General features: G+C 68.0%; 26 protein-coding genes. 14 read left to right on the forward strand and 12 right to left on the reverse strand.

Annotated elements, in window-relative coordinates; all coding sequences use genetic code 11:
• Positions 1-108 precede the first annotated feature (108 nt).
• Both AC3B6C_RS11985 and AC3B6C_RS11990 read right to left on the reverse strand, forming a co-directional pair.
• Positions 109-531 (reverse strand): hypothetical protein, encoded by a 423-nt coding sequence (locus AC3B6C_RS11985; RefSeq protein ID WP_488376158.1) that lies wholly within the window; start codon positions 529-531, stop codon positions 109-111.
• A gap of 2 nt (positions 532-533) precedes the next feature.
• Complete coding sequence (locus tag AC3B6C_RS11990; RefSeq protein WP_488376159.1) at positions 534-1772, reverse strand: 3-ketosteroid-9-alpha-monooxygenase, oxygenase component; 1239 nt, start codon at positions 1770-1772, stop codon at positions 534-536.
• 226 nt (positions 1773-1998) lie between these two features.
• Here AC3B6C_RS11990 and hsaA point away from each other — a divergent pair, with 226 nt between their 5' ends.
• The 7 genes from hsaA to AC3B6C_RS12025 all read left to right on the forward strand — a co-directional run bounded on the left by hsaA (position 1999) and on the right by AC3B6C_RS12025 (position 8627).
• Positions 1999-3183: a 3-hydroxy-9,10-secoandrosta-1,3,5(10)-triene-9,17-dione monooxygenase oxygenase subunit gene (gene hsaA / locus AC3B6C_RS11995; RefSeq protein WP_010842128.1), complete on the forward strand. Its 1185-nt coding sequence runs from the start codon at positions 1999-2001 to the stop codon at positions 3181-3183.
• Between the two features lie 46 nt (positions 3184-3229).
• The gene (hsaC, locus tag AC3B6C_RS12000; RefSeq protein WP_010842127.1) at positions 3230-4141 is read left to right on the forward strand and encodes an iron-dependent extradiol dioxygenase HsaC; all 912 of its coding nucleotides are present in this window, start codon (positions 3230-3232) and stop codon (positions 4139-4141) included.
• Position 4142: 1 nt separating this feature from the next.
• Complete coding sequence (gene hsaB / locus AC3B6C_RS12005; protein ID WP_010842126.1) at positions 4143-4745, forward strand: 3-hydroxy-9,10-secoandrosta-1,3,5(10)-triene-9,17-dione monooxygenase reductase subunit; 603 nt, start codon at positions 4143-4145, stop codon at positions 4743-4745.
• The gene (locus tag AC3B6C_RS12010) at positions 4742-5989 is read left to right on the forward strand and encodes a hypothetical protein (RefSeq protein WP_055476883.1); all 1248 of its coding nucleotides are present in this window, start codon (positions 4742-4744) and stop codon (positions 5987-5989) included. Before hsaB ends, AC3B6C_RS12010 begins: the two co-directional genes overlap by 4 nt.
• Positions 5986-6777, forward strand: a complete 792-nt coding sequence (locus AC3B6C_RS12015) for an SDR family oxidoreductase (RefSeq protein ID WP_488376160.1) — start codon at positions 5986-5988, stop codon at positions 6775-6777. Before AC3B6C_RS12010 ends, AC3B6C_RS12015 begins: the two co-directional genes overlap by 4 nt.
• A complete protein-coding gene (locus AC3B6C_RS12020; RefSeq protein WP_488376161.1) occupies positions 6770-7912 on the forward strand; it encodes a sulfotransferase family protein in 1143 nt (380 codons plus the stop codon). The genes AC3B6C_RS12015 and AC3B6C_RS12020 overlap by 8 nt, the downstream gene beginning before the upstream one ends.
• Before the next feature lie 85 nt (positions 7913-7997).
• Positions 7998-8627, forward strand: a complete 630-nt coding sequence (locus AC3B6C_RS12025; protein ID WP_488376162.1) for a TMEM175 family protein — start codon at positions 7998-8000, stop codon at positions 8625-8627.
• Positions 8628-8633: 6 nt separating this feature from the next.
• Here AC3B6C_RS12025 and AC3B6C_RS12030 read toward each other — a convergent pair whose 3' ends face one another.
• From AC3B6C_RS12030 to AC3B6C_RS12055, 6 genes are all read right to left on the reverse strand, one after another.
• Complete coding sequence (locus AC3B6C_RS12030; RefSeq protein ID WP_014928746.1) at positions 8634-9767, reverse strand: acyl-CoA dehydrogenase family protein; 1134 nt, start codon at positions 9765-9767, stop codon at positions 8634-8636.
• Positions 9764-10732 (reverse strand): acyl-CoA dehydrogenase family protein, encoded by a 969-nt coding sequence (locus tag AC3B6C_RS12035; RefSeq protein WP_014928747.1) that lies wholly within the window; start codon positions 10730-10732, stop codon positions 9764-9766. The genes AC3B6C_RS12030 and AC3B6C_RS12035 overlap by 4 nt, the downstream gene beginning before the upstream one ends.
• 5 nt (positions 10733-10737) lie before the next feature.
• Complete coding sequence (locus AC3B6C_RS12040; protein WP_010842119.1) at positions 10738-11904, reverse strand: acyl-CoA dehydrogenase family protein; 1167 nt, start codon at positions 11902-11904, stop codon at positions 10738-10740.
• 2 nt (positions 11905-11906) lie between these two features.
• A complete protein-coding gene (locus tag AC3B6C_RS12045) occupies positions 11907-12830 on the reverse strand; it encodes an enoyl-CoA hydratase (protein ID WP_488376163.1) in 924 nt (307 codons plus the stop codon).
• Between the two features lie 64 nt (positions 12831-12894).
• Positions 12895-13368, reverse strand: coding sequence for a hypothetical protein (locus tag AC3B6C_RS12050; protein WP_488376164.1), 474 nt, complete (start codon positions 13366-13368; stop codon positions 12895-12897).
• A gap of 120 nt (positions 13369-13488) precedes the next feature.
• Complete coding sequence (locus AC3B6C_RS12055; protein WP_055475250.1) at positions 13489-14418, reverse strand: IclR family transcriptional regulator; 930 nt, start codon at positions 14416-14418, stop codon at positions 13489-13491.
• 86 nt (positions 14419-14504) lie between these two features.
• Here AC3B6C_RS12055 and cysD point away from each other — a divergent pair, with 86 nt between their 5' ends.
• From cysD to AC3B6C_RS12070, 3 genes are read left to right on the forward strand one after another with little or no spacing between them, the layout of a single operon-like run.
• The gene (cysD, locus tag AC3B6C_RS12060; protein ID WP_193748574.1) at positions 14505-15452 is read left to right on the forward strand and encodes a sulfate adenylyltransferase subunit CysD; all 948 of its coding nucleotides are present in this window, start codon (positions 14505-14507) and stop codon (positions 15450-15452) included.
• Complete coding sequence (cysC, locus tag AC3B6C_RS12065; protein ID WP_055475249.1) at positions 15452-17314, forward strand: adenylyl-sulfate kinase; 1863 nt, start codon at positions 15452-15454, stop codon at positions 17312-17314. Before cysD ends, cysC begins: the two co-directional genes overlap by 1 nt.
• A 54-nt stretch (positions 17315-17368) precedes the next feature.
• The gene (locus AC3B6C_RS12070) at positions 17369-18148 is read left to right on the forward strand and encodes a 3'(2'),5'-bisphosphate nucleotidase CysQ (protein WP_055475248.1); all 780 of its coding nucleotides are present in this window, start codon (positions 17369-17371) and stop codon (positions 18146-18148) included.
• A 15-nt stretch (positions 18149-18163) separates the two neighbouring features.
• Here AC3B6C_RS12070 and AC3B6C_RS12075 read toward each other — a convergent pair whose 3' ends face one another.
• Genes AC3B6C_RS12075 through eccA form a run of 3 tightly spaced genes read right to left on the reverse strand, consistent with a single transcriptional unit; the run spans position 18164 to position 21025 of the window.
• Positions 18164-18703: a hypothetical protein gene (locus AC3B6C_RS12075; protein WP_010842112.1), complete on the reverse strand. Its 540-nt coding sequence runs from the start codon at positions 18701-18703 to the stop codon at positions 18164-18166.
• A gap of 14 nt (positions 18704-18717) precedes the next feature.
• On the reverse strand, positions 18718-19185 hold the full coding sequence (locus AC3B6C_RS12080) for a hypothetical protein (RefSeq protein WP_488376165.1): 468 nt from the start codon (positions 19183-19185) through the stop codon (positions 18718-18720).
• Between the two features lie 58 nt (positions 19186-19243).
• The gene (gene eccA, locus AC3B6C_RS12085; RefSeq protein WP_488376166.1) at positions 19244-21025 is read right to left on the reverse strand and encodes a type VII secretion AAA-ATPase EccA; all 1782 of its coding nucleotides are present in this window, start codon (positions 21023-21025) and stop codon (positions 19244-19246) included.
• Between the two features lie 241 nt (positions 21026-21266).
• Between eccA and purL the strand changes: the two genes are divergently transcribed.
• The 3 genes from purL (at position 21267) to AC3B6C_RS12100 (ending at position 24525) form a co-directional block, all read left to right on the forward strand.
• Positions 21267-23561, forward strand: coding sequence for a phosphoribosylformylglycinamidine synthase subunit PurL (purL, locus tag AC3B6C_RS12090; protein WP_193363227.1), 2295 nt, complete (start codon positions 21267-21269; stop codon positions 23559-23561).
• Positions 23562-23708: 147 nt separating this feature from the next.
• Positions 23709-24080, forward strand: coding sequence for a CD225/dispanin family protein (locus AC3B6C_RS12095; RefSeq protein ID WP_010842108.1), 372 nt, complete (start codon positions 23709-23711; stop codon positions 24078-24080).
• An 88-nt stretch (positions 24081-24168) separates the two neighbouring features.
• Positions 24169-24525, forward strand: a complete 357-nt coding sequence (locus AC3B6C_RS12100) for a DUF2752 domain-containing protein (RefSeq protein ID WP_488376167.1) — start codon at positions 24169-24171, stop codon at positions 24523-24525.
• Here the strand turns inward: AC3B6C_RS12100 and AC3B6C_RS12105 are convergent.
• Complete coding sequence (locus AC3B6C_RS12105) at positions 24511-25437, reverse strand: glycerophosphodiester phosphodiesterase (RefSeq protein ID WP_488376168.1); 927 nt, start codon at positions 25435-25437, stop codon at positions 24511-24513. The genes AC3B6C_RS12100 and AC3B6C_RS12105 overlap by 15 nt on opposite strands.
• Positions 25438-25520: 83 nt before the next feature.
• Between AC3B6C_RS12105 and AC3B6C_RS12110 the strand changes: the two genes are divergently transcribed.
• Positions 25521-26600 (forward strand): NAD(P)H-dependent amine dehydrogenase family protein, encoded by a 1080-nt coding sequence (locus AC3B6C_RS12110; protein WP_488376169.1) that lies wholly within the window; start codon positions 25521-25523, stop codon positions 26598-26600.
• Positions 26601-26665: the final 65 nt, after the last annotated feature.

The following is a 26665-nucleotide window of genomic DNA, read 5'->3' on the forward strand; positions in this document are numbered from 1 at the left end:
GAGCCGGGCCGGCGTGTCGTCGGTCGTTCTCCAGGTGTGACGAAGGTGTGACCGCTGTGATGCTTGAGGCTTGTGTTACCGAATGTTGCTGGTGTGGTAGTTAATCGATCACCAGTATCCGTCGGGATCCGAGACGGGTGACTCGGCGGGGATGATGCCCTCGGAAACGCCGTGGTCGATACTCGCCGACAACCGGGCGCACGTCGGCATCATCGCGCCGGGAAGCAGGGGGCCGTTCCCCGTGTCGTCGTTCCCACCGTCGCCGCCCGCGCGCATCTGCTCGAGGCCGAGGCAGCGCTCCCGGGCGTCGGCATTCCATTGCACGCTGGTGTGGAACGAACTCGTCTTCTTCACGAGAACGCAGGCGTGGCACGCGCGGCACTCGATCTCGCGCATGCCGCCCTGCAGATAGTGCTCACGGTCACGGCGGGTGGCCTCGTGAACCCGGGCGAGCCGGTCGGGATCGTCGTGGAAGTCGGGCGCCTTGGCCCAGCGGTCGGAACCCACGCGAACCCCTGCTGCCCGGGTCACCGTCAGACCTCGGCCTTCTCGGTGGACTCCGAGCCGGCGGCGGAGTCGGCCTTCTCGGCTTCCTGGCGCCGCAGGTTCTCCTGGATCTCCTCGTTCCAGCTCTCGAGGGCCTTGGAGGTGTCGATCTCGTACTCGAATCGGCCGGTCATCTCGTCGGTGACGTCCGCCTTGTCGACGTAGAACTGGTCGTACCAGCGGCGGAGCTGATAGACCGGACCGTCCTCCTCGACGAGCAGGGGATTGTCGATGCGGGTCTTGTTCTTCCAGATCTCGACGTCCTGCAGGAAGCCCACCTCGACGCCTGCGCTGATCTTGGTGGCCATCTTCGACGCCTGTTCGGCGGTCAGTCCGTCGGGGACCTTGGCCATCACGCCGTACATGAGGACGAAGGAGTTCTCGTCGATCGGGTAGTGGCAGTTGGTGAGGATGGTCTCCACGGCGTACCCGCCGTAGTACTGGATCATCGGGTTCAGCATGTACGACGGCCCGTAATACGCCGCGATCGATTCGAGACGGCTGTCGCCGTAGTTGGTGCCGAGGGTGACGTCGGGCCGGCCATGCGAATTCATGTACTGCGCGGCGATCTCACCCTCGAAGACGTTCTTGAAGTAGTCGGGGAGTGCGAAGTGCACGTAGTAGAAGTGCGCCATGTCGACGACGTTGTCGATGATCTCGCGACAGTTGGCGCCCTCGATGACGATGCGGTTCCAGGTCCAGGGCGTCCACTCCTCGGATCCGAATTCGTCGAGTTCGGGGATGATGCACTCGTCCGGCGGAGGGTTGCCCTCGGGATCGTTGTAGACGAAGACCTGGCCGTTGCGGACCATCGACGGCCATGAGCGCGTCTTGGCGAGCTTGGGGTTGCGCTTGGCGTACGGCACCCCGGCGCAACGTCCGTTGCCCTTCCACAGCCAGCCGTGGAACGGGCACGCGACATTGTCCCCGGACACCTTGCCCTGGGAGAGGTCGCCGCCCATGTGCCGACAGAAGGCGTCGAGGACGTTGACCTCGCCCTTGGTGTCGACCCACGCCACCAGCTTGGTGCCGAAGATCGTGACTGAGTGGGGCTTGCCGTCGGAGAACTCCTCGAGCAGTCCGAGGCAGTGCCAGCCCCGCGCGAAACGCGTGGGTGGCGCACCCGTGTCGATCTCCCGGATGCCCACGTCCGCTCCGTCGGAGGCGGCGGCTGCGCTCGGCGTGCCGGGGCTGCTCGGGGTCATCGTCTCGGGTCCTGAAGACATGTGCCCTCTCCTGTCTGTGACTCGTGTCGCGTCGAAGAACTGTACCCAATACTAGAACACGTTTCAGATTTGTCAGCCCGATCGACGCCGCGGAGGGCAATAGGGCCTGTACATGGGCATAAAGTCGGCGTGCTCGACAGAAATGAGAACGTGTTCTAATCTCGAACTCGATGGTTACAGCGGCCGGCGTGCCCGGTCGAGGGAGAGACGAGTAGGAGCAGGCGAGATGCCAGCACAACGGAGCGAAGCCGCCGAGCAGGTCCTGGAGAAGATCAACGTCCTGCTCCCGGAGCTCGAGCAGCGTGCGCAATCGACCGAGGATCTGCGCCGCATCCCCGACGAGACCGTGTCGAGCCTCGAGACCGCCGGCTTCTTCAGGCTGTTGCAGCCCGAGCAGTGGGGTGGTTACGAGGCCGACCCGGTCACCTTCTACGAGGCGGTACGCCGCATCGCGTCGGCGTGCGGGTCCACGGGGTGGGTGTCGGGCATCATCGGCGTGCACAACTGGCACCTCGCGCTGTTCGATCAGCAGGCACAGGAGGACGTGTGGGGTTCGGACACCAACGTCCGCATCTCGTCGTCGTACGCCCCGATGGGCATGGGCGAGGTCGTCGACGGCGGTTACAAGGTCAACGGTTCGTGGGCGTGGTCGTCGGGTTGCGAGACTGCTGACTGGGTTTTTGTCGGGGGTCCGGTCATCAAGAACGGCAAGCCCGTCGACTTCGTCAGCTTCCTGATCCCCCGCGAGGACTACACGATCAGGGACGTGTGGAACGTCGTCGGCCTGCGCGGCACCGGGTCCAACACCATCGAGGTCAAGGACGTGTTCGTGCCCCGGCACCGCATGCTGAGCATGCGCACGATGTCGATGGGACAGAGTCCGGGCCTGGAGCGCAACACCGCGCCGGTGTACAAGATGCCCTGGGGCACAATTCATCCCAGCACCATCGCGACACCGATCGTCGGGATGGCCTATGGCGCCTACCGCGCCCACGTCGAGCATCAGGGCAAGCGGGTCCGGGCCGCCTACGCGGGCGAGAAGGCCAAGGAGGATCCGTTCGCCAAGGTCCGGATCGCCGAGGCCGCCAGCGACATCGACGCCGCCTGGCGTCAGCTGTCGGGCAACCTGCAGGCCGAGTACGACCTCATCCTCGCCGGCGAGGAGATCCCGATGGAGTTGCGCCTGTCCGCCCGGCGCGACCAGGTGCGCGCGACCGGACGGGCGATCGCCGCGATCGACCGGCTCTTCGAAAACTCGGGCGCACACGCCCTGGAGAACGGGACGCCCATCCAGCGATTCTGGCGCGACGCCCACGCCGGGCGCGTGCACGCCGCGAACGACCCGGAGCGCGCCTACGTCGCATTCGGCAACGGCGAGTTCGGGATTCCCATCGGCGACACGATGGTGTGAGACCTCGCCGCTGCCGACCAACACAGAGCCACAAGGAGTCTTGGAGATGAGCGACAGTCCGATCCGCTCGCTGGGGTACATGAGGATCGAGGCCACCGACATCGAGGCGTGGCGTACCTACGGCCTCAAGGTCCTCGGGATGATCGAGGGTTCCGGTCTCACCGACGGCGCCCTGTACCTCCGGATGGACGATTTCCCGGCTCGGTTGGTCATCGTGCCGTCCGAGCACGACCGGCTCGCGAGTGCGGGTTGGGAGGTCGCGAACGCCGCCGAGCTACAGAACGTTCGGGATCGCCTGGCACGCGCGGGAGTGGTCTTCCGTGAGGGCAAGGACGAGGAGATCGCCGACCGTCGCGTTGCGGAGATGATCGTCTTCGACGACCCGGCGGACAACACGCTCGAGGTCTTCCACGGGGCCGCGCTCGAACACCGGCGCGTCGTCAGCCCGTACGGGCACCGCTTCGTCACCGAGGAGCAGGGCCTCGGGCACGTCGTTCTGACCTGCTCCGACGACAAGGCGGCCCTCGAGTTCTACCGGGACGTACTGGGATTCCGGCTCCGCGACTCCATGCGCCTGCCTCCGCAGGTGGTCGGGCGCGAAGAGGGTGACGAGGTCCCGTGGCTGCGCTTTCTCGGATGCAACCCGCGTCACCACTCGCTGGCCTTCCTGCCGATCCCGAACAGCACCGGCATCGTCCATCTGATGGTCGAGGTGGAGAACGCCGACGACGTGGGGTTGTGCCTGGATCGCGCGCTGCGCAAGAAGGTGCCGATGTCGGCGACACTCGGTCGCCACGTCAACGACCTGATGCTCTCCTTCTACATGAAGACACCCGGTGGCTTCGACGTCGAGTTCGGCTGTGAGGGAAGAACGGTCTCCGACGACGAGTGGATCGCCCGGGAGAGCACGGCCGTGAGTCTGTGGGGGCATGACTTCAGCGTCGGGTTCAAGGGCTGAGATGCCCCCCGACGCCACGACCCAGCAGTCCCACGCGCGGTCACCCTACGGGTCCGCCGACTTCGATTCCCGCCAGTTCCGGACCGCGATGGGCCAGTTCTGCACGGGCGTCACGGTCATCACGACGCTCGACGACGCGGGCAACCCGGTCGGTTTCGCATGCCAGTCGTTCGCGGCGCTGTCCCTCGACCCGCCGCTGGTCCTGTTCTGCCCGATGAAGACCTCTCGAAGCTGGAAGGTGATCGAGAAGACGGGCAAGTTCTGCGTGAACGTGCTCTCGAACCGACAGCAGGACGTCAGCGCGGCATTCGGCGCCCCGGGTGACGACAAGTTCGCGAACATCACCTGGGACCCGTCGCCGGCCGGCCTTCCGGTCATCCGCCACGCACTCACCTGGGTCGAGTGCGACGTGGACAGCGTCACCGACGGCGGCGACCACCACATCGTCATCGGGCGTGCGCTGACTCTCGGAGAAGTGCTGCAGGACAAGCCGTTGCTGTTCTACCGTGGCGGCTACCTGTCGACCGAACACCCGCGGGTCACCCCCGCACAGGCAGAACTCGAGAATTTCCTGACTTGGACGGGCGGGGACACCTGGCTATGACCGTCGACGACACGACGAGTACCGACACCGACACCACCGACACCACCGGAATCGACAACCCGAGCGCCACACCGCAGCTGGTCACCCAGCCTCTCATCGACGCGATCGCGGAGGCCGAGAAACTGGTCGCGTCAGCCGATTTCGCCGAGACCGAACAAGATCTCGCCGAGGGCTACGACTACCTGGCGGGGAGCATCGCCGCGATCGTCCAGCTGGTCCGCGCCCGGTCGATCTCACACCCGAACTTCGTGACCTCGACCGGGCCGTCGACGAAGATGGGCCTGGACAACCCGGACACGCTCTACTACCACGCCGACGTCGAGCCCACCGGGACGTATCGGGTGCGCGGACGGCGCGGTACCACAGCAGATCTGAGCTTTCAGGTGCTGCGCGGGGACTACACGGCGTCGTCGGTGCCGGGTGGCGAGGACGCCTTCGACGATCGTCGACTGACGATCGCCGAGGACGGCTCGTACGAGCTGACTTTCGGCCCGCCCATCCCGGACGCGCCGGACGACTACTTTCCGCTCGGCGAGGGCGCGTCGATGCTCGCGGTACGAGAGGTGTACTCGGACTGGTCCGAACGCAAGGGGTCGATCACCATCGAGCGGGTCGACACGGTCGGGACCGCCCCGGCGGAGCCCGACCTGGCACGGGTGTCCCGCCGGTATGCGACCGCGGGCAAGATGCTGACCGCGCGCATCAACACGTGGTTCAACTTCCCGAAGTGGTTCTACCTCGACGAGCCGGTCAACACGTTCACCGCACCGCGTCAGACCCCCGGCGGGCTCAGTACGCAGTTCTCCTCGGTGGGTCACTTCCGGCTGGGTCCCGACGAGGCGATGGTCATCACCATCCCGCGGTCCGACGCCCCGTACCAGGGATTCCAGCTCGGCAGCATGTGGTACATCTCGCTGGACTACGTCAACCATCAGACCAGCCTGAACTCCGCTCAGGCGCAGGTGGATCCGGACGGCATGATCCGGATGGTGGTGTCACATCGCGATCCGGGCGTCGCGAACTGGATCGAGACGACGGGCCGGTCGAAGGGCATCCTGCAATTCCGCTGGCAACGCAGCGATTCCCCGATCGGCCCGGACCTGGGGCCGACCGCGCAGGTCGTCGCGTTCGACGACGTGCCCGCCCACCTGCCGCACCTCGACCACAACAGGATCGACGCCGACGGCTGGGCGGCGCGCATCGCGGCACGCCAGCGTGCCTTCGCCGAGAGGATGCTCGGATGAGTGTGAACAGGGGTCTGCTCGCCGACAAGGTCGTCGTGGTCTCGGGCGTCGGCCCGGGACTCGGGCGCTCCATCTGTCTGCGCGCGGCCGCGGAGGGTGCGCGGGTGGTCCTCGCCGCCCGCACCGAGTCACGTCTGAAGGAGGTCGCCGCCGAGATCGACGCCGCCGGCGGGACCAGCCTCGTCGTCCCGGCCGACATCACCGATGACGCCGCCGTCGACAACCTGGTCGCCACCACCGTCGCCGAGTTCGGCCGAGCTGACGTGCTGGTCAACAACGCCTTCGCGCTGCCGTCGATGAAGCCGTTGTCCCGCACCGACTTCGATCAGATCGCGAGCAGTATCGACGTCACCGTTCTGGGTACGTTGCGGGTCATCCGCTCGTTCACCGATGCGCTGGCCACGGCCGACGGCTCGATCGTCAACATCAACTCGATGGTCATCCGGCATTCCGAGCCCCGCTACGGCAGTTACAAGATCGCCAAGTCGGCGCTGCTGGCGATGTCGCAGTCGTTGGCCTCCGAACTCGGTGACAAGGGAATCCGCATCAACTCGGTCGCGCCGGGATACATCTGGGATGACCAGCTGAAGTGGTACTTCGGCGAGGTCGCCAAGAAGTACGGGATCTCACCCGACGACGTCTATCAACAGACGGCGTCGAAATCCGACCTCAGGCGATTGCCGGAGCCGGACGAGATCGCCGACGCCGTCGTGTTCCTCGCCTCGCCGATGGCGCGCGCCATCACCGGGCACACCCTGGACGTGAATTGCGGTGAATACCATGACTAGTGCGGCACGCACCGACGTCGGCACGATCGAGGACCTGCATTCCTCGGCCACTCGCGCCACCGGCCTCGACGACTTCGGGGACACCGACTACCTGGAGCCCCTGGGCATCCTGCTCGAGTCCTACCGCTCCGAGGCGGGGCTGACCGAGTTGGGCAGCAAGATGTTCCGCTTCTTCCTCAAGGGTGCGCTGGTCGCCCGTCTGCTCAGCGAGGCGTCGTGGAAGGCGAACCCCGGGTACGCCGACGTCGAGGTGACCCGGCCGATCTTCGTGACGGGCCTGCCGCGCACGGGAACGACTGCGCTGCACCGGTTGTTGGCCGCCGATCCCGCGCACCAGGGCGTCGAGATGTGGCTCGCGGAGTTCCCGCAACCCCGCCCGCCGCGCGACACCTGGTCGGACAATCCGGTCTACCAGCAGATCCAGGCCGGTTTCGAGCAGCACCACGTCGAGAACCCCGAGTTCATGGGGCTGCACTACATGGACGCCGCCGAGGTCGAGGAATGCTGGCAGCTGCTCCGGCAGAGCGTCATGTCGATCTCGTACGAATCGCTGGCGCATGTCCCGACCTATTCGCAGTGGCTGAGCCGACAGGACTGGACACCGGCGTATCACCGGCATCGCAAGAACCTACAGCTGATCGGTCTGAACGATCCCGGCAAGCGGTGGGTGCTGAAGAACCCCAGCCATCTGTTCGCCCTCGATGCGCTCATGGCCGCATACCCGGATGCTCTGGTGATCCAGACACACCGGCCGCCCAGCACGCTCATCGCGTCGATGTGCAGCCTGGCCGAGCACGCCACACCGGGTTGGTCGACGACGTTCACCGGCGCGCAGGTCGGCCGGGACCAGCTCGAGTTGTGGTCGCGTGGGCTGCGGGAGTTCTCGACGGCGCGACAGCGATACGACCCGGCCCAGTTCCTCGACATCGAGTTCACCGATCTGCGGTCGGACCCCATGGGCACCGTCGAACGCGTCTACGCCGCGCTGGACACCCCGATGACGGATGCGGCGCGGGCCGCGGTCACCGCCCTCGACGAGGAGAGCCAGTCGGGCGCCCGCAAACCCCAGCATCGTTATCAGCTCTCCGATTACGGGCTCGACGAGGCAACGGTCGAGGCGGCCTTCGCCGTCTGAGGACCCGCGGGATCTCGGAGGAACAGCACGGTATGGCGCGCATTGTCGCTACCGATCGCCGGCCGGGCGTTTTACAGTGCATCGCATGGCAGAACCGGAGAACCGACAGTCGCCGGAGGGGTTGAGCCGACTCATCGCGTTTGCCGACGCGGTGGTCGCGATCGCATTGACCCTGCTCGTGCTCCCGCTCGTCGACATCGCCAACGATCTGCGCGAGGACTCGTCGGTCGGGCAGGTGGTGTCGGACAGGTCGATCGAACTGGTCAGCTTCTTCGTCAGCTTCGCCGTCATCTGGATCCTGTGGCGCCAGCACCATCAGACGATGGAGTACTTCCGCGCCTACGACCGGACGTTGATGAATCTCCATTTCATCTGGCTGCTGACGATCGTCGCGTTGCCATTCGCGACCGCCCTCGTCGACGGCGCGCATGTCGAGCAGGCCAACATCCTCTACATCGGCGTGCTCGCCGTCTCCGTGGCCTCGCTCATCGCGATCGCCGAGTGGGGCCGCCGGCACCGGGGATTGCTCGCCGACGACGCCGCGACCGATCGCTGGGCCGCCTCGGCGAGCGGACTGGGAACGCTCCTGATCCTCGCGTTCGCACTGGTCGTCGCGATCGTGTTCCCGCGCAGCGGAAATCTCCCTCTGGTACTGCTGGTGCTCACCGACCCGATCGAGCGCCTGATCGCGCGACGACGCGGCAGACAGGGCTGACCGTCGTCAGTGCAGGGAGCGGGCGAGCTCGGCCACCGCGGTGTGGGGTGCACCGAACATCTGCGAGGTGCCCTGGGCGCGCTTGAAATACAGCTGGATGTCGTGTTCCCAGGTGATGCCGATCCCGCCGTGCAACTGGATCGCCTCGCCCGCGACACGACGACAGACGTCGGAGCAGTAGACGTGGGCGGCCAGTGCCAGGTCCGCGGCGTCGGGATCGCCGGCGGCGATCGCCGCCACCGCGGCCCGGGCGATGGACCGGGCCGTCTCGACCGACACGTACATGTCGGCCATCCGGTGTTTGAGCGCCTGGAACGATCCGATGGTGCGACCGAACTGCTTGCGCGACTTGGTGTAGTCGACCGTGAGGTCGAGGGCTCGCTGGGCGCCCCCGACCTGCTCGGCGGAGAGCAGTGCCCACGCCAGCGCACGGAGGCGGGGCGCGAGGTCGTCCGGTGCCGGGATCGCCGAGGACGCCACCTCGTCGAACCGCACCGACGACAGCGCCCGGGTGGGGTCGAGCACGGGCATCGGCGACACCGAGACGCCCTCCGCATCGGCGGCCACCTCGTGCAGGGTGACGTGCGTGCCGGGGCCGGCCGCGAGCACGAGGAACAGGTCGGCCGACTCGCCGTCGACGACGAAATGTGCGGTCCCGGACAGCAGTCCGGCGTCGGCGCGCACTCCGGGGGTCTGCCAGCCGCGCTCATCGGCCCAGCACAGCGCGGCGGTCCGTTCGCCCGCGGCCAGGGCGGGCAGCAGTCGCGACGACGCGTCGTCGTCGGCCGCGATGAGGATCGTGCCGGTGGCCAGTGCGGAGCCGAACGCCGGGACGGGACTCAGTGCGGCGCCGAGTTCCTCGAGTACCGCGGCCGACTCCACCCACGACGCCCCGGCACCGCCGAACCGTTCGGGTATCGCCAGCGCGGCCACACCGATCTCGGTGCACAGCGTCTGCCACAGACCTGAGTCGATCCGCCCGGGAGCGGACATGGCGGCGCGGACCGCTGTCGAGTCCCCGCGGCGACGCAGCAGATCCCGCACAGCGTCGACGAGTGCCTCCCGTTCCTCGGCGCCGATCGCCGGGGACGGAGGCAGGGTCTCGGTGCCGCGGCTTTCGGTGCCGGTACTGACGGTCACAGGGTCTCCAGGATGCGTTGGCGGTGTACGGCGGGCGAGCCCCAGGCGTTGAGCAGTGCCCGGGTCTTGGTGATGTACAGCGAGATGTCGTGTTCGGCGGTGTAACCGATCGCGCCCATCACCTGCAGCGAGCGCCGGGCCGACAGGTCGGCGGCCTCGGCGGCCGCGACTTTGGCCGCGGACACGTCGCGGGAGACGTCGGTGCCCTCCGGGACCTGCCCGTCGATGCCCAGGGCGGCCGCGTGGACAAGTGGACGCGCCATCTCGATGGCGATCGCCACGTCGGCCAGGTGATGCTTGACGGCCTGGAAGGACCCGATCGGGCGGCCGAACTGCTTGCGCGACTGGGCGTATTCCGACGCGATGGACAGCATGGCCTGACCCAGACCGAGCAGTTGCGCGGCCGTGGCCAGCGCACCCGCGTCGGCGGCGTCGGCGGCGTCGACCCCGGTCGCGAGCACCTCCCCGGCGGTGACCCGGGACAGGGTGCGCGTGCCGTCCACCGAGGCCTCGGTGCTCAGCACGGTCGCGCGTGAGAGCACCCCGTCCACGACGAGATAGACGTCGGCGGAGGCGGTGTCGGCGGCCAGTGGCTGGAGCGGTCCGATCGCACACGTCGCCAGTCGCCCTTCGGCGAGGTCGCTGAGCGGACCCGACACGTCGGCGTCGTGCAGCAGGATCGGCAGCACGGCGACGCTCTCGACGATCGGGCCCGGGGCGCAATGACGTCCGAGCTGTTCGACGGCGACGACCATCTCCACCGCCCCGGCACTGCTGCCGCCGTGTGATTCGTCGATCAGGAGTCCGCTGATGCCGGCATCGGCGAGCTGTGAGTAGACCTTGGCGACGGCCGCGCGGTCACCGGCCGCCCAGGCACGTGTGGCGGTCGGCATGTCGGCCTTGCCCAGCATCGCATCCACCGTCGAGGCGAGGTCTGTGTGAATGTCGGAGAGTCGGAAGTCCATGTGTTTCACCGATCTCCGCGGGGAAGGCCGAGCAGGCGTTCGGCGATGACATTGCGCTGGATCTCGTTGGTGCCCGCATAGATCGGCCCGGACAGTGAGAACAGGTAGCCGTCGGTCCACTGGTCGTCGAGTTCGGCTGCGGGACCCTGCAGGTCGAGCGCGGTCTCGTGGGCGGCGATGTCCCACTGGGACCAGAAGACCTTGTTGATCGACGACTCCATGCCGAGGGAGCCGCCGGCCGCGAGGCGACTCACGGTCTGATAGGTCGACAGTTCGTAGGCACGCGACCCGATCCACGCATCCGCCACGCGCGCATCGGTGTTCGCCGTCGGTGGGACGGTCTCGCGGTTCGACCGCCAGAGCTCGACCAGGCGGTCGGTGGTGGCCAGGAACCGGCCGGGTGCGCGCAGTGACAGTCCGCGTTCGTTGGCCGCGGTGCTCATCGCGACCCGCCACCCGTTGTCCACCTCGCCGATGACACCCGACTCGCCCGGATTCGACGGGTCGTCGGGGACGAAGACGTTCTCCAGGAACAGCTCGGCGAACCCGGCCTCGCCGTCGAGCTGCGCGATCGGCCGGACGGTCACGCCCTCACCGCGCAGGTCGAACATGAAGTAGGTGAGACCCTTGTGACGCTGTGCCTGTTTGTCGGTGCGGAACAGGCCGAAGGCCCGATCGGCGAAACTCGACCGCGAGCTCCAGGTCTTCTGGCCGTTGAGCAGCCAGCCGCCGTCGGTGCGCACGGCGGTCGATCGCAGCGATGCGAGGTCGCTGCCGGCCTCGGGTTCGCTCCACGCCTGACCCCAGATGTCGTCGGCGTTGGCCATCCGCGGCAGGATGCGTTCCAGCTGAGCGGGACTCGCGTGCTCGAACAGGGTGGGTGCGAGCAGGAAGATGCCGTTCTGACTCACTCGCCCGGGCGCACCGGAGCGGTAGTACTCCTCCTCGAAGATGACCCAGTGCAGCAGCGGGGCGTCGCGGCCGCCGTACTCCTCGGGCCAGCTGACGACCGACATCCGGTCGGCGGCCATCGTCCGCTCCCACTCGCGGTGTGCCTCGAATCCCTCGGCGGTGTCCATCGACGGAAGTGGTTCGCGCGGAACGTTGTCGGCCAGCCAGGCGCGGACCTCGGCGCGAAAGGCGTCGGCGGCGTCGTCGAAGAGCAGGTCCATGATCAGCTCCCCGATGCCGCTGCGGTTCCGGTGGACGCCGACGCCTTCATCGACTTCGCGTCCATGCCGCCGAGCGAATCGCCACCCGCCTCGGAGTTGGCGGCATGCGCGAAGTGGTGCCACCCGAACACCGAGTCCATGGAGGTGCGCAGCCCCATCTGGTCCTCGCAGATGTTGACGGCCTTCTTGCTGAGGAACAGACCCTGCATCGGCATGGCGACGGCCTTCTCGGCGATCTCGTTCACCCTGGTCTCGAGCGCGTCGCGGGGGACGACGTGATTGACCATGCCCCAATCAGCGGCCTGCGTCGCGGTGAAACGTTCGCCGGTGAACAGGATCTCCTTCGCCCGGCGCGGGCCGAGCACGAAGGCGTGCGCGAAGTACTCGACGCCGGGAATGCCCATCCGTGCGACGGGATCGGAGAAGAACGCGTCGTCGGAGGCCACGATGAAGTCGCAGATCCAGGCGAGCATGAGACCGCCTGCGATACAGGCGCCGTGGACCTGTGCGATGAGGGGTTTGGGGATGTCGCGCCACCGGCGGCACATCCCCATGTAGACCTCCATCTCGCGCGCGAGACGCTGGTCGGCCCCGGTCTTGTCGGTGTGGTCCCAGTGCAGGACGGCCGCGTTCTCGTAGTAGGTGTCGAAGTCGCGTTCCGGGGTGCCGATGTCGTGGCCGGCGGAGAAGTGCTTGCCGTTCGCGCGCAACACGATCACCTTCACCGCGGCGTCGTCGACCGCCTTGCGGAACGCCGCGTCGAGCGAATAGGTCATCACCGAGTTCTGCGCGTTGCGGTACTCCGGGCGGTTCAGCGTCACATAGGCAACCGCGCCCTCGGGTCCGCCGGTCTCGTAGGCGACCGGTGAGGTGTCCGGGCCCAGATCGTCGGGTCCGAGCGGAGGTGGGATGACGACGTCACTCATGCCCCCGAGACTAACCTAGCAAGTGCTTGGTTGGTAGTCGGTGTGGGTGATCGGCGGAACTGGCTCAGGGGATGACGACGCTCCCGCTGCAACTCGTGGACGGGATGCTCCAGAGCGCGTTGCGGTTGACCGCGCCGAAGGTGACGTTGACGCGTCCCTTGCCGATCTGGCTGACGGGGATCACGAAGTAGTGGACGCCCTGGTAAGGCGGGTTCACGCGGACGTTGCTCACCTTCGAGCCGCGCCTGCCGGTGGCGAGGTTGTGCCAGTCCAGGCGTGCGGAGGACTGGTATCCGCCGGGGAAGTAGCTGGTGAAGTCGGTGGCGATGTAGGCATTGCCGGCGTACGTGCTGACGATGGTGCGCCGCGCCAGGAATGGGACGTCGACGACGTTGGGGCTCAGGCCGATGCAGTTCGACAGCGGATACTCGCGCGTCACCGCGTTGGCCTCGCCGGTGGCAGCGGCGCCGAGGCCGGCGGCCGAGGTCAGTGCGATGGCGGCGGCGGCCAACCGGGTGATCGTCTTCGTGCCGGGCATGTCTCGACTCCCTTGCTGGTGGCGGTGATCGGATGGCGTGATCACCGGTCAGTTTCCCCGTGGAAAGCCCGTTTTGTGTCGTTTCGGCGCAGCATGTTCATTCGATCGGTGGATGGGTTCTCACCTGAGGTGGCGTGAGATCCCGTCGGCGGCAGCCCGGGTGGCCTCGCCCAGCCGGTGGAGCTCGTCGACGCGGAGCTCCCGGTTCGGGCAGACGACGATCGCCGCCACCACCCGCTGCCCGGCATCGAAGACGGGTGCGCCGATGGTGACCACCGGCACCCCGGTGTCGTCGGCTGCGCACGCATCGATCTCCTCGGGCAGGTAGTCGATGACGGACAGCTCGGTGAGCAGGTCCCCGACCCTCGCGCGCAGGGTGTCCGACATGGTGTCGAGGGAGCTGAGGGCCTCGATCATCGCCACGTGGTCGTCGGTCATGCGCTCGATCGAATAACCGCGGTCGGCGACGACGTCGAGCACCATGCGGAGTCGTGTGCGGGTGGACTCCGCGGCCTGGCCGACCCAGTCCGACCGTGCGTCGTCCGGGTCGAAGGCGATGAACTCGCGGCAGATCGGCGGACGGAGCCGAATCCGGCTGCCGTTGCGCAGCCACGGATGTGGCGCGGACTCCGGGGTGAGGTGGGCCGGGAACGCATGCGAGGCGAGGGTGACCGCATCCGTCGAGGTCCGCCGCGCGACGAAACACGGGATGTCGAATCGGTCGCAGAGTTCGCGCGCCGCCGATGCGGCCCAGCGGACGAGGTGATCGGCGCTCTCGGCGCTGCGGACGAGGCCGACGAAGGCCGGTCCGACGGCGAAGGTGCCTGCCGACGGATCCCGGATCAGCCACCCGCACTCGACGAGTTCGGAGACGACGGCATGGGCGGTGGCGCGCGACATCGAGGTCTGGCGGACGATCTCGGCCAGGGTCATCGACGGCTGCTCCGCACCCGCGAGGAGTTCGACGATGCGGACGACCCGGGCGGTCGGCGGCGACGCGGCGCGTGCCGGTTGACGCGCGGCGGAGAAGTCACCTACGGTTTGTGTCACATTGTCAACACTTAGTGTCGAATATTCGACATGTCAAGGGGGTTGCTCCGGTGGCCATCACCATCGATGCCGACGGCGAACGTCGTCTGGATCGCACCGAGTCCACAACCGACGGACGTCCGTTCCACCGCGGCTACGAGCTCTCGCACCTCGCCGCGCTCGAGGCCGAATCGGTCCACATCTTCCGAGAGGTCGCCGCCACCTTCGAACGGCCGGTTCTGCTGTTCTCTGGCGGCAAGGACTCGGTGGTGATGTTCCACCTGGCACGCAAGGCCTTCTGGCCGGCGCCGATCCCGTTCCCGCTCATGCACGTCGACACCGGACACAATTTCGACGAGGTGATCGAGTACCGCGATCGGGTGGTCGCCGACACCGGGGTCCGCCTGATCGTCAGCTCCGTGCAGGACGACATCGACGCCGGGCGGGTCGTCGAGCAGACCGGGCCGGGCGCCAGCCGCAACCGGCTGCAGACGACGGCGCTGCTGCGCGGTATCACCGAGAACCGTTTCGACGCCGTGTTCGGCGGGGCGCGTCGGGACGAGGAGAAGGCGCGGGCGAAGGAGCGTGTGTTCAGCTTCCGCGACGAATTCGGCGCGTGGAATCCGCGCGAGCAGCGACCCGAGCTGTGGCGGCTCTACAACGGACGTCACGCCAAGGGCGAGCACATCAGGGTGTTCCCGTTGTCGAACTGGACCGAACTCGACATCTGGCAGTACATCGCGGCCGAGGACATCGATCTGCCGGAGATCTACTACGCGCACCAGCGCGAGGTCATTCCCCGCGACGGCATGCTCCTCGCGAAAACCCGCTTCCTGCAGGAGCTCCCGGGCGAGGAGGTGCGGACCGAGACCGTGCGGTTCCGGACGGTCGGGGACGCCACCTGTACCGGCTGTGTCCTGTCCGGCGCCGACGACGTGCTGAAGGTGATCGAGGAGATCGAGGTGACCCGGCTGACCGAGCGCGGTGCCACGCGCGCCGACGACCGGATCTCCGAGTCGGGGATGGAAGACCGCAAGAAGGAAGGCTACTTCTGATGGGCGACCTCAACGCCGTCGGCGGCGCGACGGAGATGCTGCGGCTGGCGACCGCCGGTTCGGTGGACGACGGCAAGTCGACGCTCATCGGGCGACTGCTCTACGACTCGAAGGCGATCTTCACCGACCAGCTCGAGTCGATCGAGCGCACCAGCGCCGAGCGCGGTGACGAGTACGCCAACCTCGCCCTGCTGACCGACGGGCTGCGTGCCGAACGCGAGCAGGGCATCACCATCGACGTCGCCTATCGCTACTTCGCCACGCCCAGGCGGAAATTCATCATCGCCGACACACCGGGTCACGTGCAGTACACGCGCAACATGGTGACCGGTGCGTCGACCGCCGATCTGGCGATGATCCTCATCGACGCGCGCAAGGGCGTGCTGGAACAGACGCGGCGGCACGCCTTCCTGTCGTCGCTGCTCGGCATCCCGCATCTGACGGTCTGCGTGAACAAGATGGATCTCGTCGACTGGTCGCAGGAGCGGTTCGACGAGATCTGCGCGGACTTCGTCGATTTCGCGACCAAGCTCAACGTCGTGGACCTGACCTTCATCCCGATGTCGGCCCTGCGGGGCGACAACGTCGTCGACCAGTCCGCGGCGATGCCCTGGTACGAGGGGCGGCCGCTCCTGAATCATCTCGAGCACGTCTACATCGCCTCCGATCGCAACCTGATCGACACCCGCCTGCCCGTGCAGTACGTGATCCGGCCGCAACGCAGCGATGGTGCCGACCACCGCGCCTACGCGGGTACGGTCGCGGGCGGAGTGCTCGCCAGGGGTGACGAGATCGTGGTTTTGCCAAGCGGTTTCAGCACCACCATCACCGAGATCTGGGCGCCGGGAGGGCAGCCGGTCGACGAGGCCTTCGCGTCGATGGCCGTGTCCGTCGAACTCGCCGACGAGATCGACATCGTGCGCGGCGACATGCTGGCACGGCCCAACAACCGTCCGTACGTCGGCCGCGACCTGGACGCGATGGTGTGCTGGTTCGCCGAGGACGCCGAGCTGCGACCGGGGAACAGGTATCAGCTGCTCTGCGGCACCCGGTTGACCCGGGCGCAGGTGAACGGACTCAACTACCGCCTCGACGTCAACTCGCTGCACCGCGACGAAAAGGCGGAGGGGCTGTCGCTCAACGAGATCGGGCGCGTCGCCCTGCACACCCAGGAGCCGGTGACCTTCGACTCCTACCGGCGCAACCGGGACACCGGCAGCTTCATCCTGATCGACGAGGCCACCAACCGGACCGTCGGGGCGGGGATGATCACCGCGCCGGTGAGTCACGACAGTCACGTCGTGTGGCAGGCGACGAAGGTCACCCGCGAGCACCGTCCGCACCACGGCGCCACGATCTGGCTGACGGGTCTGTCCGGATCGGGCAAGTCGTCGCTGGCGGTCGAGCTCGAGCGGCGCTTCGTCGCCGAGGGGCGTCCGGCGTACCTGATGGACGGCGACAACCTGCGGCACGGGCTGAACTCGGATCTGGGCTTCTCCGACGACGACCGGCGCGAGAACATCCGCCGGACCAGTGAGGTCGCGGCGCTGTTCGCCGACTCGGGATCGGTGGCGATCGTCTCGCTCATCAGCCCCTTCGCCGAAGAGCGGCAGCGGGCCCGCGAAATCCACGCCGAGCGCGGGTTGCCGTTCTACGAGATCTTCGTCGACACCCCGCTCGCGGAGTGCGAGCGACGAGACCCGAAGGGGCTCTACGACCGCGCGCGGCGGGGGGAGATCAGCCAGTTCACCGGTATCGACTCGCCGTACGAGCGGCCGTCGAGCCCGGATCTGGTCATCACCCCCGACGACGGTCCGCCGTCCGAGGTCGCCGACCTGGTGCTGCGTAACCTGGGTCTGTGAGTGCGTGGAGCGCTGGCTCCATGCCGTCCCGGTACCCGACCGAGAGGAATCCCCGTGACCGACGATCGTGCCCTGGCCGGCGAACTGGCCACCGCCGCAGGTGAACTCCTGCTCGACATCCGGCGCTCCAGCGGATTGACAGGCAAAGAGCTCGGTCAGGAGGGTGACCGGCGGTCCGACGAGTTCATCCTCGGGCGGCTCGCGCAGGAGCGCCCGGACGACGCGGTGCTGTCCGAGGAGTCGGCCGACGACAAGTCGCGGCTGTCGGCGTCGCGCGTGTGGATCATCGATCCGGTCGACGGCACCCGCGAGTACGGCACGTACGAACCCGGCGGCGGTCGGACGGACTGGGCCGTGCACGTCGCGCTCTGGTCGGCGGACGAGGGACTGATCGCGGGTGCGGTCGCGCTGCCGGCCCTCGGGGTGACCTATCTCGACGACGGTTCGGCCGTCGAGCCCGTGGAGGGCCTCGCGTCACGGCCCCGGACCGGTGTCCCGCGCGTCGTCGTGAGCAGTTCACGCCCACCGGCCTTCGCCGACGAGGTGGCCGCGGCCATGGCGGGCGAGGTGCTGCCGATGGGGTCCGCCGGGGCGAAGGCGATGGCGGTCGTGCGCGGTGAGGCCGACGCGTACGTCCACGCCGGCGGCCAGTACGAGTGGGATTCGGCCGCGCCCGTCGCCGTCGCGAAGGCAAAGGGCCTGTGGTGCGGTCGGATCGACGGTTCGCCGCTGGTCTACAACAACGAGGACACCTACCTGCCCGACCTCGTCATCTGCCGGCCGGAGTTCACCGAGGCGATCCTCACGGTCACCACCGAGGGCGCGGGCGGCTGACGAACCCGTCGCGCCTCAGTGCGTGACGACGACCTTGATCACGACGATCACGGTCGCCACCAGCGTGACCGCGCCGGCACTGAACACCGTTCCGCGGCTGAGCTGCTCGTGGTTGAGCCGGTCGATGACGAAGACCGTGCCGCCGATGCGCAGGAGGATCACGATCTCCGCGACGAGCTGGGCGGTACGGGGTTCGATCCAGCCGATCAGGCCGAGCAGCAGGATCGCGCAGGGCAGGAGCGCCGAGGTCAGGATCGGCACCGAGTCGCGGAGATGACCGAGCACCTCCGATCTCGTCGGCTCGATCGGGCCGTCGGACACCCGGCGGGCGACCGCCTCGGCGAAGATGTGTGCGATGAAGGTCGACGCGGCGGTGCCGGCGAGGATCGCGATACCGACGAAGTCGTCCTCGACGTGCAGCGGGATGAGTACCGCGAGGATCAGGATGTTGCCGTAGATGTAGGCGCTGATCCGCGGCGCGGCGTGCTTGCGCTCGAGGGGGCTGTCGCGGCTGAACAGTGGTCCGTGCAGCAGGGTCCACGGACGATCGCTCATGGTTGAGAAAGCTATCAGCGCGGGACGAGTTCGGCGACGACAGCGGCGATGGTGTCGTCGGGCCGGGTGAGGCAGACCGTCGCCGCCACGGTGGCCACCTGTTGCGCGTTCGAGGTCACGTCCAGCTCGCGCAGCACCGCCGTCCGCGCCGCGTCGTCGAGTCCGCGGAACTCCGCGCACGTCATGGTCGACGCGGGCCCGGAACCCGACCCGCGCGACGGCGACGCGGTGGTGCGGGTCGGCGTTCCGGTGGTGGTCCCGCGGGTTCTCGACTCGGCGCTGGTGGTCCCGCCGGAGCTGGGCTCGGTGCTGCTGGTCTCGGTGCTGCTGGACGCGACGCTGCTCGTCGTCGACGCGGCGGTCCCGGGGGCGGGCGCGGGTTCGTCGGACGAGCACGCCCCGAGCGCGAGGGTCACCAGCGCGGTCAGGGTGATGGTCGCGGCCTGCTGCGCCGGACGGTTGCGGCGGGCGGGGACGGACATGACGGGACTCCTCGGAGAAGGTGATCCGGGTCGGGACCCGGCTGGTGATGGCGGGCGGTCAGCGCATGAGGCCGGAGAGGACGCCGGAGATCGCGGCCCGGACGTCCGCGGTCTCGATGCGCATGAGGTCGTCCTGGCTGAGGGCGTCGAGATCGCCGGCACTGCTGAGGCGGAACTCGCGCTCCTCCTCGGCAGCTTCGATGATGTTGCGGATGAACCGGCCGTTACCCGCGAGGTCGGTGGCACGGCGGGTGGTGCCCTGATGCTCGCGGACGTCGTGGTACAGGGGCGAACATGCCTGCTCGATCTCGAACATCGCCTCGTGGGTCAACGACGAATCCCGCTTGCGCGCAATGAACTCGGCGATACGAGCGAGCTCGTCGGGGGTGTAGGAGTCGAAGCGCACGCGGCGGGCGAAGCGCGATGCCAGGCCGTCGTTGGACGCGAGGAACCGGTCGATCTCGGCGTCGTAGCCGGCGATGATGACGACGAGCCGGTCACGGTCGTCCTCCATCCGGGCGAGCAGCGTGTCGACGGCTTCGCGGCCGAACGCGTCGCCACCGGACAAGCCCTGCTGGATCAGCGTGTACGCCTCGTCGATGAACAGGACACCGTCCATCGCGGAGTCGATGAGTGCCGAGGTCTTGATCGCGGTACTGCCGAGGTGCTCGCCGACCATGTCGCGGCGGGTCGCCTCCACGACCTTGTCGGACTTGATGAATCCGAGACCGCAATAGATCTTGGCGACGATGCGCGCGACCGTCGTCTTGCCGGTGCCGGGCGGACCGGTGAAGGCGAGGTGCAGGCTGCGCGCCGATGTCGACAACCCGCGGTCGGCGCGGACCTTTGCCAGTGTCGCGGTGGACTGGAGCTTGGCCACCTGCTGCTTCACCGAGTCTAGGCCGATCTGTTCGGCCAGCTCGCGCTGCGCCTCGGTCACCAGCGAGCTCTGGGTGTCGGAGTCTGCGGATCCCGACACCAGTCTCTCGGCGCGATCGGGGACCGACTTCGGGTCCCACCGGTCGGTGCGTTGGGCGATCTGCTCCGGCGTCGTGGCGGTCACGCGCAGGGAGGGCGACCGGATCGCCTCGGCCGCGGCCGCCAGCGACGGGTCACGAGCATAGGCCTGCTCGAACATCGACTTGGCCTTCTCCTCGTGGCCCTGCTCGCGCAGCGCGAGGCCGTAGACGAACATCGCCTGGGTCGAACACGCCGCGATCGGGCCGTCGACCGCGTTCTGCAACCGCCGCATGCCCTCGCCGAGCATGCCGAGATGGACACACGACGTTCCGGCCATGAAGTCGGCGACGGCCTGCATGTACGGGTCGTTCCACCGATCGGACCTGGTGAGCGACGTCAGGACGTCGGGCCAGCGCTGGGTGGCGAAATGGAGGAAGGCACGAACGAAGTCCACGATCGGCACGCGATGGGCCGGGGGCACCTCGTCGAGAACCTCCTCGGCACCGGCGAAATCTGCGCCGCGGACCAGGCTGGCGGCGTAGGCGGCCGTCGCCTCGACGGCGCTCGACGCCGGGAAGTCGATCATCATGCCCGTGTACCAGCGCCCCGCGATGGTGCCGGGGGGAAGTCCGAGCCGGCGCTGCTCGGCGCCGATCGACCCGCGTGCGCGGTAGAGGCCCAGGAGGACCTCGTTGCTGTTGTCGCCGCAGGCGAGGCGGCCGATCCAGGCGTCGCCCAGGGACGGGTCCCATTCGGTCGCGCGGGTGAAGGCCTTGGCCGCCTGCGCGGGATTGTCGACGGGTTCCTGACCTTCGACGGGGATGTTCAGCGACAGGACACCGAGTTCGAAGAGCGCCCTCGCCTTGCGGACATCGGCCATCGCTTCCCCCTGTGTCGTCCCATCCCGTACGGAGTCCCCTGTATCGATCTCCCCGGGTGCAACGGCGACACACCGCGAGGGCGGTCGCCGGGGACAGAGTATCGCTAGACCGCGCCGGCACCGGGCGCAGATCTCCCAGGGCCCGACCCCGCCGGTCCGCGCCCGCCGGAACGTGGCCGCCCGTCCGCACCCGGACCGCCCCGGCGGCCGGAACCGGCCGCGCCCGCCTAGACTTGTCTGCGTGAGTGCCCAGGTGGATACCGTCTCAGCCGCTGCCCAGACCCCGGATCATCCGCAACCGTTCCGCGAACTCGGTCTCAAGGACGACGAGTACGCGCGGATCCGCGAGATACTGGGTCGCCGGCCCACCGACGCGGAACTCGCCATGTACTCGGTGATGTGGTCCGAGCACTGCAGCTACAAGTCGTCGAAGGTGCACCTGCGCTACTTCGGCGAGACCACCACCGACGAGATGCGCGCGAGCATGCTCGCCGGTATCGGCGAGAACGCCGGTGTCGTCGACATCGGTGACGGCTGGGCGGTGACCTTCAAGGTCGAGTCGCACAACCACCCGAGCTATGTCGAGCCGTACCAGGGTGCCGCGACCGGCGTCGGCGGCATCGTCCGCGACATCATGGCGATGGGCGCCCGTCCGATCGCGGTGATGGATCAGTTGCGCTTCGGTCCGGCCGACGCCCCGGACACCCGGCGCGTCGTCGACGGTGTGGTGCGCGGCGTGGGCGGCTACGGCAACTCCCTCGGCCTGCCGAACGTCGGCGGCGAGACCGTCTTCGACGCCAGCTACGCGGGCAACCCGCTCGTCAACGCGCTGTGCGCGGGCGTGCTGCGCACCGAGGACCTGCACCTGGCCTTCGCCTCGGGCGCGGGCAACAAGATCATCCTGTTCGGTGCGCGAACCGGTCTCGACGGCATCGGCGGAGTGTCGGTACTGGCGTCGGAGACCTTCGACGATTCCGACGGTTCCGGCCCCAACCGGAAGAAGCTGCCGAGTGTTCAGGTGGGCGATCCGTTCACCGAGAAGGTGCTCATCGAGTGCTGTCTCGAGCTCTACCACGCCGGGTTGGTCGTGGGCATCCAGGATCTCGGTGGCGCCGGGTTGTCCTGTGCGACGAGCGAACTCGCCGCGGCCGGCGATGGTGGCATGCACATCGACCTGGAGAAGGTGCCGATGCGCGCCGAGGGCATGACCCCGGCGGAGGTCCTCTCCAGTGAGTCGCAGGAACGCATGTGCGCGGTCGTGACGCCGGAGAACGTGGACCGCTTCCTCGAGGTGTGCCGCAAGTGGGACGTCCTCGCGACCGTCATCGGCGAGGTCACCGACGGCGATCAGCTGGTCATCACCTGGCACGGCGAGACCGTCGTCGACGTGCCGCCGCGCACCGTCGCCCACGACGGCCCGGTCTACGAGCGCCCGGTCGCCCGACCCGACTGGCAGGACACCGTCATCGCGTCGACCACCGAACCCCTGCAGCGCCCGGACACGCCCGACCAGCTGCGCGAGACGCTGCTGGCCATGCTCGCCTCGCCCGCGCTGTGCAGCCGCAAGTTCATCACCGATCAGTACGACCGGTACGTGCGTGGCAACACCGTCCTCGCCGAGCACGCGGACTCGGGGATGATCCGAATCGACGAGGAGTCCGGGCGCGGCATCGCGCTGGCGACCGACGCCTCGGGCCGGTACACCTTTCTCGATCCCTACCGCGGCGCGCAGCTCGCGTTGGCCGAGGCCTACCGCAACGTCGCCGTCTCCGGTGCGACGCCGAAGGCCGTCACCAACTGCCTCAACTTCGGCTCGCCGGAGGATCCGGCGGTGATGTGGCAGTTCCAGCAGGCGGTCCGGGGACTCGCCGACGGCTGTGCGCAGCTGGGCATCCCGGTCACCGGCGGCAACGTGAGCTTCTACAACCAGACGGGGGCGACGGCGATCCTCCCGACGCCGGTGATCGGCGTCCTCGGCGTCATCGACGACGTGCACCGCCGCATCCCGACCGGCCTCGGAACCGAGCCGGGAGAGACCCTGATCCTGCTCGGTGAGACCCGTGACGAGTTCGACGGATCGATCTGGGCGCAGGTCAGCCACGACCACCTCGGTGGCGTGCCCCCGCAGGTCGATCTCGAGCGCGAGCGGCTGCTCGCCGAGATCCTCGCCGCGTCGTCCCGGGACGGATTGATCTCCGCGGCACACGATCTCAGCGAGGGCGGTCTCATCCAGACCGTCGTCGAGGCGGCCCTGGCCGGTGAGACCGGGTGCCGGATCCTGCTGCCCGAGGACGCCGACCCGTTCGTCTGGCTGTTCTCCGAATCCGCCGGCCGGGTGCTCGTCGCGGTCCCGCGCACCGAGGAATCACGGTTCACCGCGATGCTCGACGCCCGCACGATGCCGTGGACGCGCATCGGTGTGGTCGATCAGGGCAGCGACGCCGTCGACGTCCAGGACTACTTCTCGGTGCCGCTCGCCGAACTGCGCGAGGTGCACGAGGGCACCCTCCCGAGGTTGTTCGGCGACGCCGTCTAGTCGCATGCCCTAGTTGCGCCCCGCAACGTTCGGATCGGTGACGATTCCGTTGTACGTCAATGGAATCAATATCTTTTGTGGACGTGTCGTGCCCGGTCACGGTCGGTTACGCTCCTTGAGTTCTCTGACCGAGTCGAAAGGGCGCAGATGAGCTACCCCAATGATCCGAACCAGCCGCCGAACTACGGCGCGGGTGGTTACGGACAGCAGCCGTACGGCGGGTTCCCGGGCGGCAACCCGGCCGGTCCGGAACCGGACAACAACCTCGTCTGGGCGATCCTGGCCACGGTGCTGTGTTGCCTGCCGCTCGGGATCGTGTCGATCGTGAAGTCGACCTCGGTCAGCAAGCTGTGGGCGGCCGGTGACTACGCCGGCGCGCAGAAGGCTGCCGACGAGGCCAAGAAGTGGGCGATGTGGAGTGCGATCTCGTCGGTCGTCATCTGGGTCCTGATCGTCATCGTCTATGTCATCTTCTTCGTCATCCTCCTCGGCGCCTCCGCGTCCACGTCCACGTACTGAGCGCTTCGAGAGGGCCGTCCTCGGACGGGTCTCGGCCCTCTCGAAGCATCGGTACCTCGGGCCGGCGACCGTTGTCGCCGGTACCGGGATGGTCTGTGCGGCAGTGTGGTTCGCCGATCCCACGACGCCGGGCGGTGCCCTTCCGGTGTGTCCGACCAAACTGATCTTCGGCGTGACGTGCCCGGGTTGTGGATCGTTGCGGGCCATCTACTCGCTGCTCCACGGCGACGTCCCGGCCGCCCTGCACTACAACGCCGTCGGGGTGCTGGCGATGGGGTTGCTGCTCGTCGCCTTCGGCGCCTACTGCGTGCGCCTGTGGACCGGTCGCCGGGTTCGCAGCTGGCAGCACCTCAGATACTCCGGCGTCGTCGTGCTCGTGGTCGTCCTGGCCTGGTTCGTGATCCGGAACATCCCGGTCGAACCGCTCTGGTCACTCCACGTCTGAACGCCCGGCGGCACCGCGAATCCAGCGGATCAGCCGCGAACCGGGATCGCGTACGGGGCCGTCGACATCGAGAGTCGCCAGCGCCTCGGGGTCGTCGGTCGTGATCTGATCGACCCGCAACTCGAGCAGCCGCCTGATGTCCGGGGCGACGCGTGGCCCGACCCGGGTCACCGTGTACCCGTCGACGAGACGACCGCGCTCGTGAAATGCGCCGATCAGGTCGTGGCCGCGGCGGTCGGCGGCCAGGATCAGCCGATTCTCCAGGTACACCATCTCGGCATCCGGTGACGCCGCCACCGCCCGGTCGACGAACCCGTCGAAGTCCCCGGACCGTAGTGCTGCCTCGGCGGCGCCGTGATGGCAAGGGTCGTAACCGATCCGGACGCCCGGCGCGGCCGAGGTCAGCGTCTCCACCGCCGCGGCGTCGCCGCACGACAGGATGTAGTGCCCTGCGTGGGGTGCGACGCTGCGGGAGAACACCTCCACGGCCGCGGCGTCGAGCGCGGCGTCGTCCTCCTTGAAGTCGAGCTGAAGCGACGCGGTGGGCGCGATGTCCACCCCGTCGAAGAGGTCGGTCAGGTCCTCGAGCAGGAGGACGCGGTCGTTGATGGGGCGGCCGGAATTGTCCCGCAGGTGCAGGTCCCGCAGATACGACGCCGGGAGTGCCGACACCGCGCCGGTACCGGTGGTGGCGTGATCGACGGTGCGGTCGTGCAGGACGGCGAAACCCCGGTCGGCGTGGATCACCAGATCGACTTCGATGCTCGCGCCGAGCCGCATGCCCTCGACGATCCGGGTCGCGGTGAACGCCGGGTCGTCGGCGCGGCGCCGGCCGCGGTGCCACTTGAGCATCGTCCGATGGCCGTCGTGGTCGATGTGGATCGGGGCGTCGGCGGGGTCCGTGGGCGACATGGCAGTCACAGCTCCCGACCTTAGTGGAGTGCATCTCGCCGAATCGGCACGCCGAAGTTGGAACGTGTTCTAGTTTGATTCGCATGACATTGCGAGTGGTCGAGTGGTCGACCGGAACCGTCGGACGACATGCCATCGCCGGGATCGACGCCCGGGGAGACCTGGAACTCGTGGGGGTGTGGGTGTCCGACCCCGCGAAGGTCGGCAAGGATGCCGGTGAGCTGGCCGGTCTCGATCGCGAGCTGGGTGTCGTCGCCACCGGCGACCGCGATGCGTTGATCGCCTTGCGGCCGGACTGCGTCGTGCACACCGCCATGACCGACGATCGCGTCATGGAGTCGATCGAGGACCTGATCCTCTTCCTGGAGAACGGGATCAACGTGGTCTCGAGCGGCCCGGTGGTTTTGCAGTTCCCGCAGGGCATCCTGCCCGACTCACTGCTGCAACGGATCTCCGACGCCGGGAAGGCCGGAAACGCGAGCCTCCACGTCAACGGCATCGACCCGGGCTTCGCCAACGACGTGCTGCCGCTGGCGATGACCAGCCTGTCCCAGCGCATCGACGAGGTCCGCTGTCAGGAGATCGCCGACTACTCGACCTATTACCAGCCGGTGGTCATGCGTGACCTGTTCGGCTTCGGACAGCCGCTGGACACCACGCCGCTGATCTTCGCGCCCGGCATCCTGTCGATGGGGTGGGGGAGTGTCGTGCGACAGATCGCCGCCGGACTCGACCTGGTGCTCGACGAGCCACTCGTCGAACGCGTCGAGCGGGTGGCGGCCGATCGTGACTATTCGACGGTCTCCGTCGAGATCCCGAAGGGGACGATGGCTGCGGTCCGCTTCGAGGTGGCCGGCCAGGTCGACGGCGTGGATCGTGTTGTGCTGGAGCACTATACGCGCACCCATCCCGATCAGTGCCCGGAATGGCCGTCCCCGCACGAGGGTGACGGCTGCTACCGCATCGCGATCGCCGGCGAGCCCGAGATGGCCGTCGAGTTCGGGCATCACGGCGAGAACGGCGACCACAACGTGTCCGGAATGATCGTCACCGCGATGCGACTGGTCAATTCCGTTGCGGCGGTGGTCGATGCGAAGCCCGGTCTGGTCACCGCACTCGACCTCCCGCTCGTGACCGGCCGGGGGCTCTTCGCGCAGAAGTAGCCGCAATCCCGGCTTGACAGATCCCGTTGCGTTTTGTCCCGGTAACCGGGACAAAACGCAACCGG

It is taken from the genome of Gordonia sp. 11cp (genome assembly GCF_057767225.1).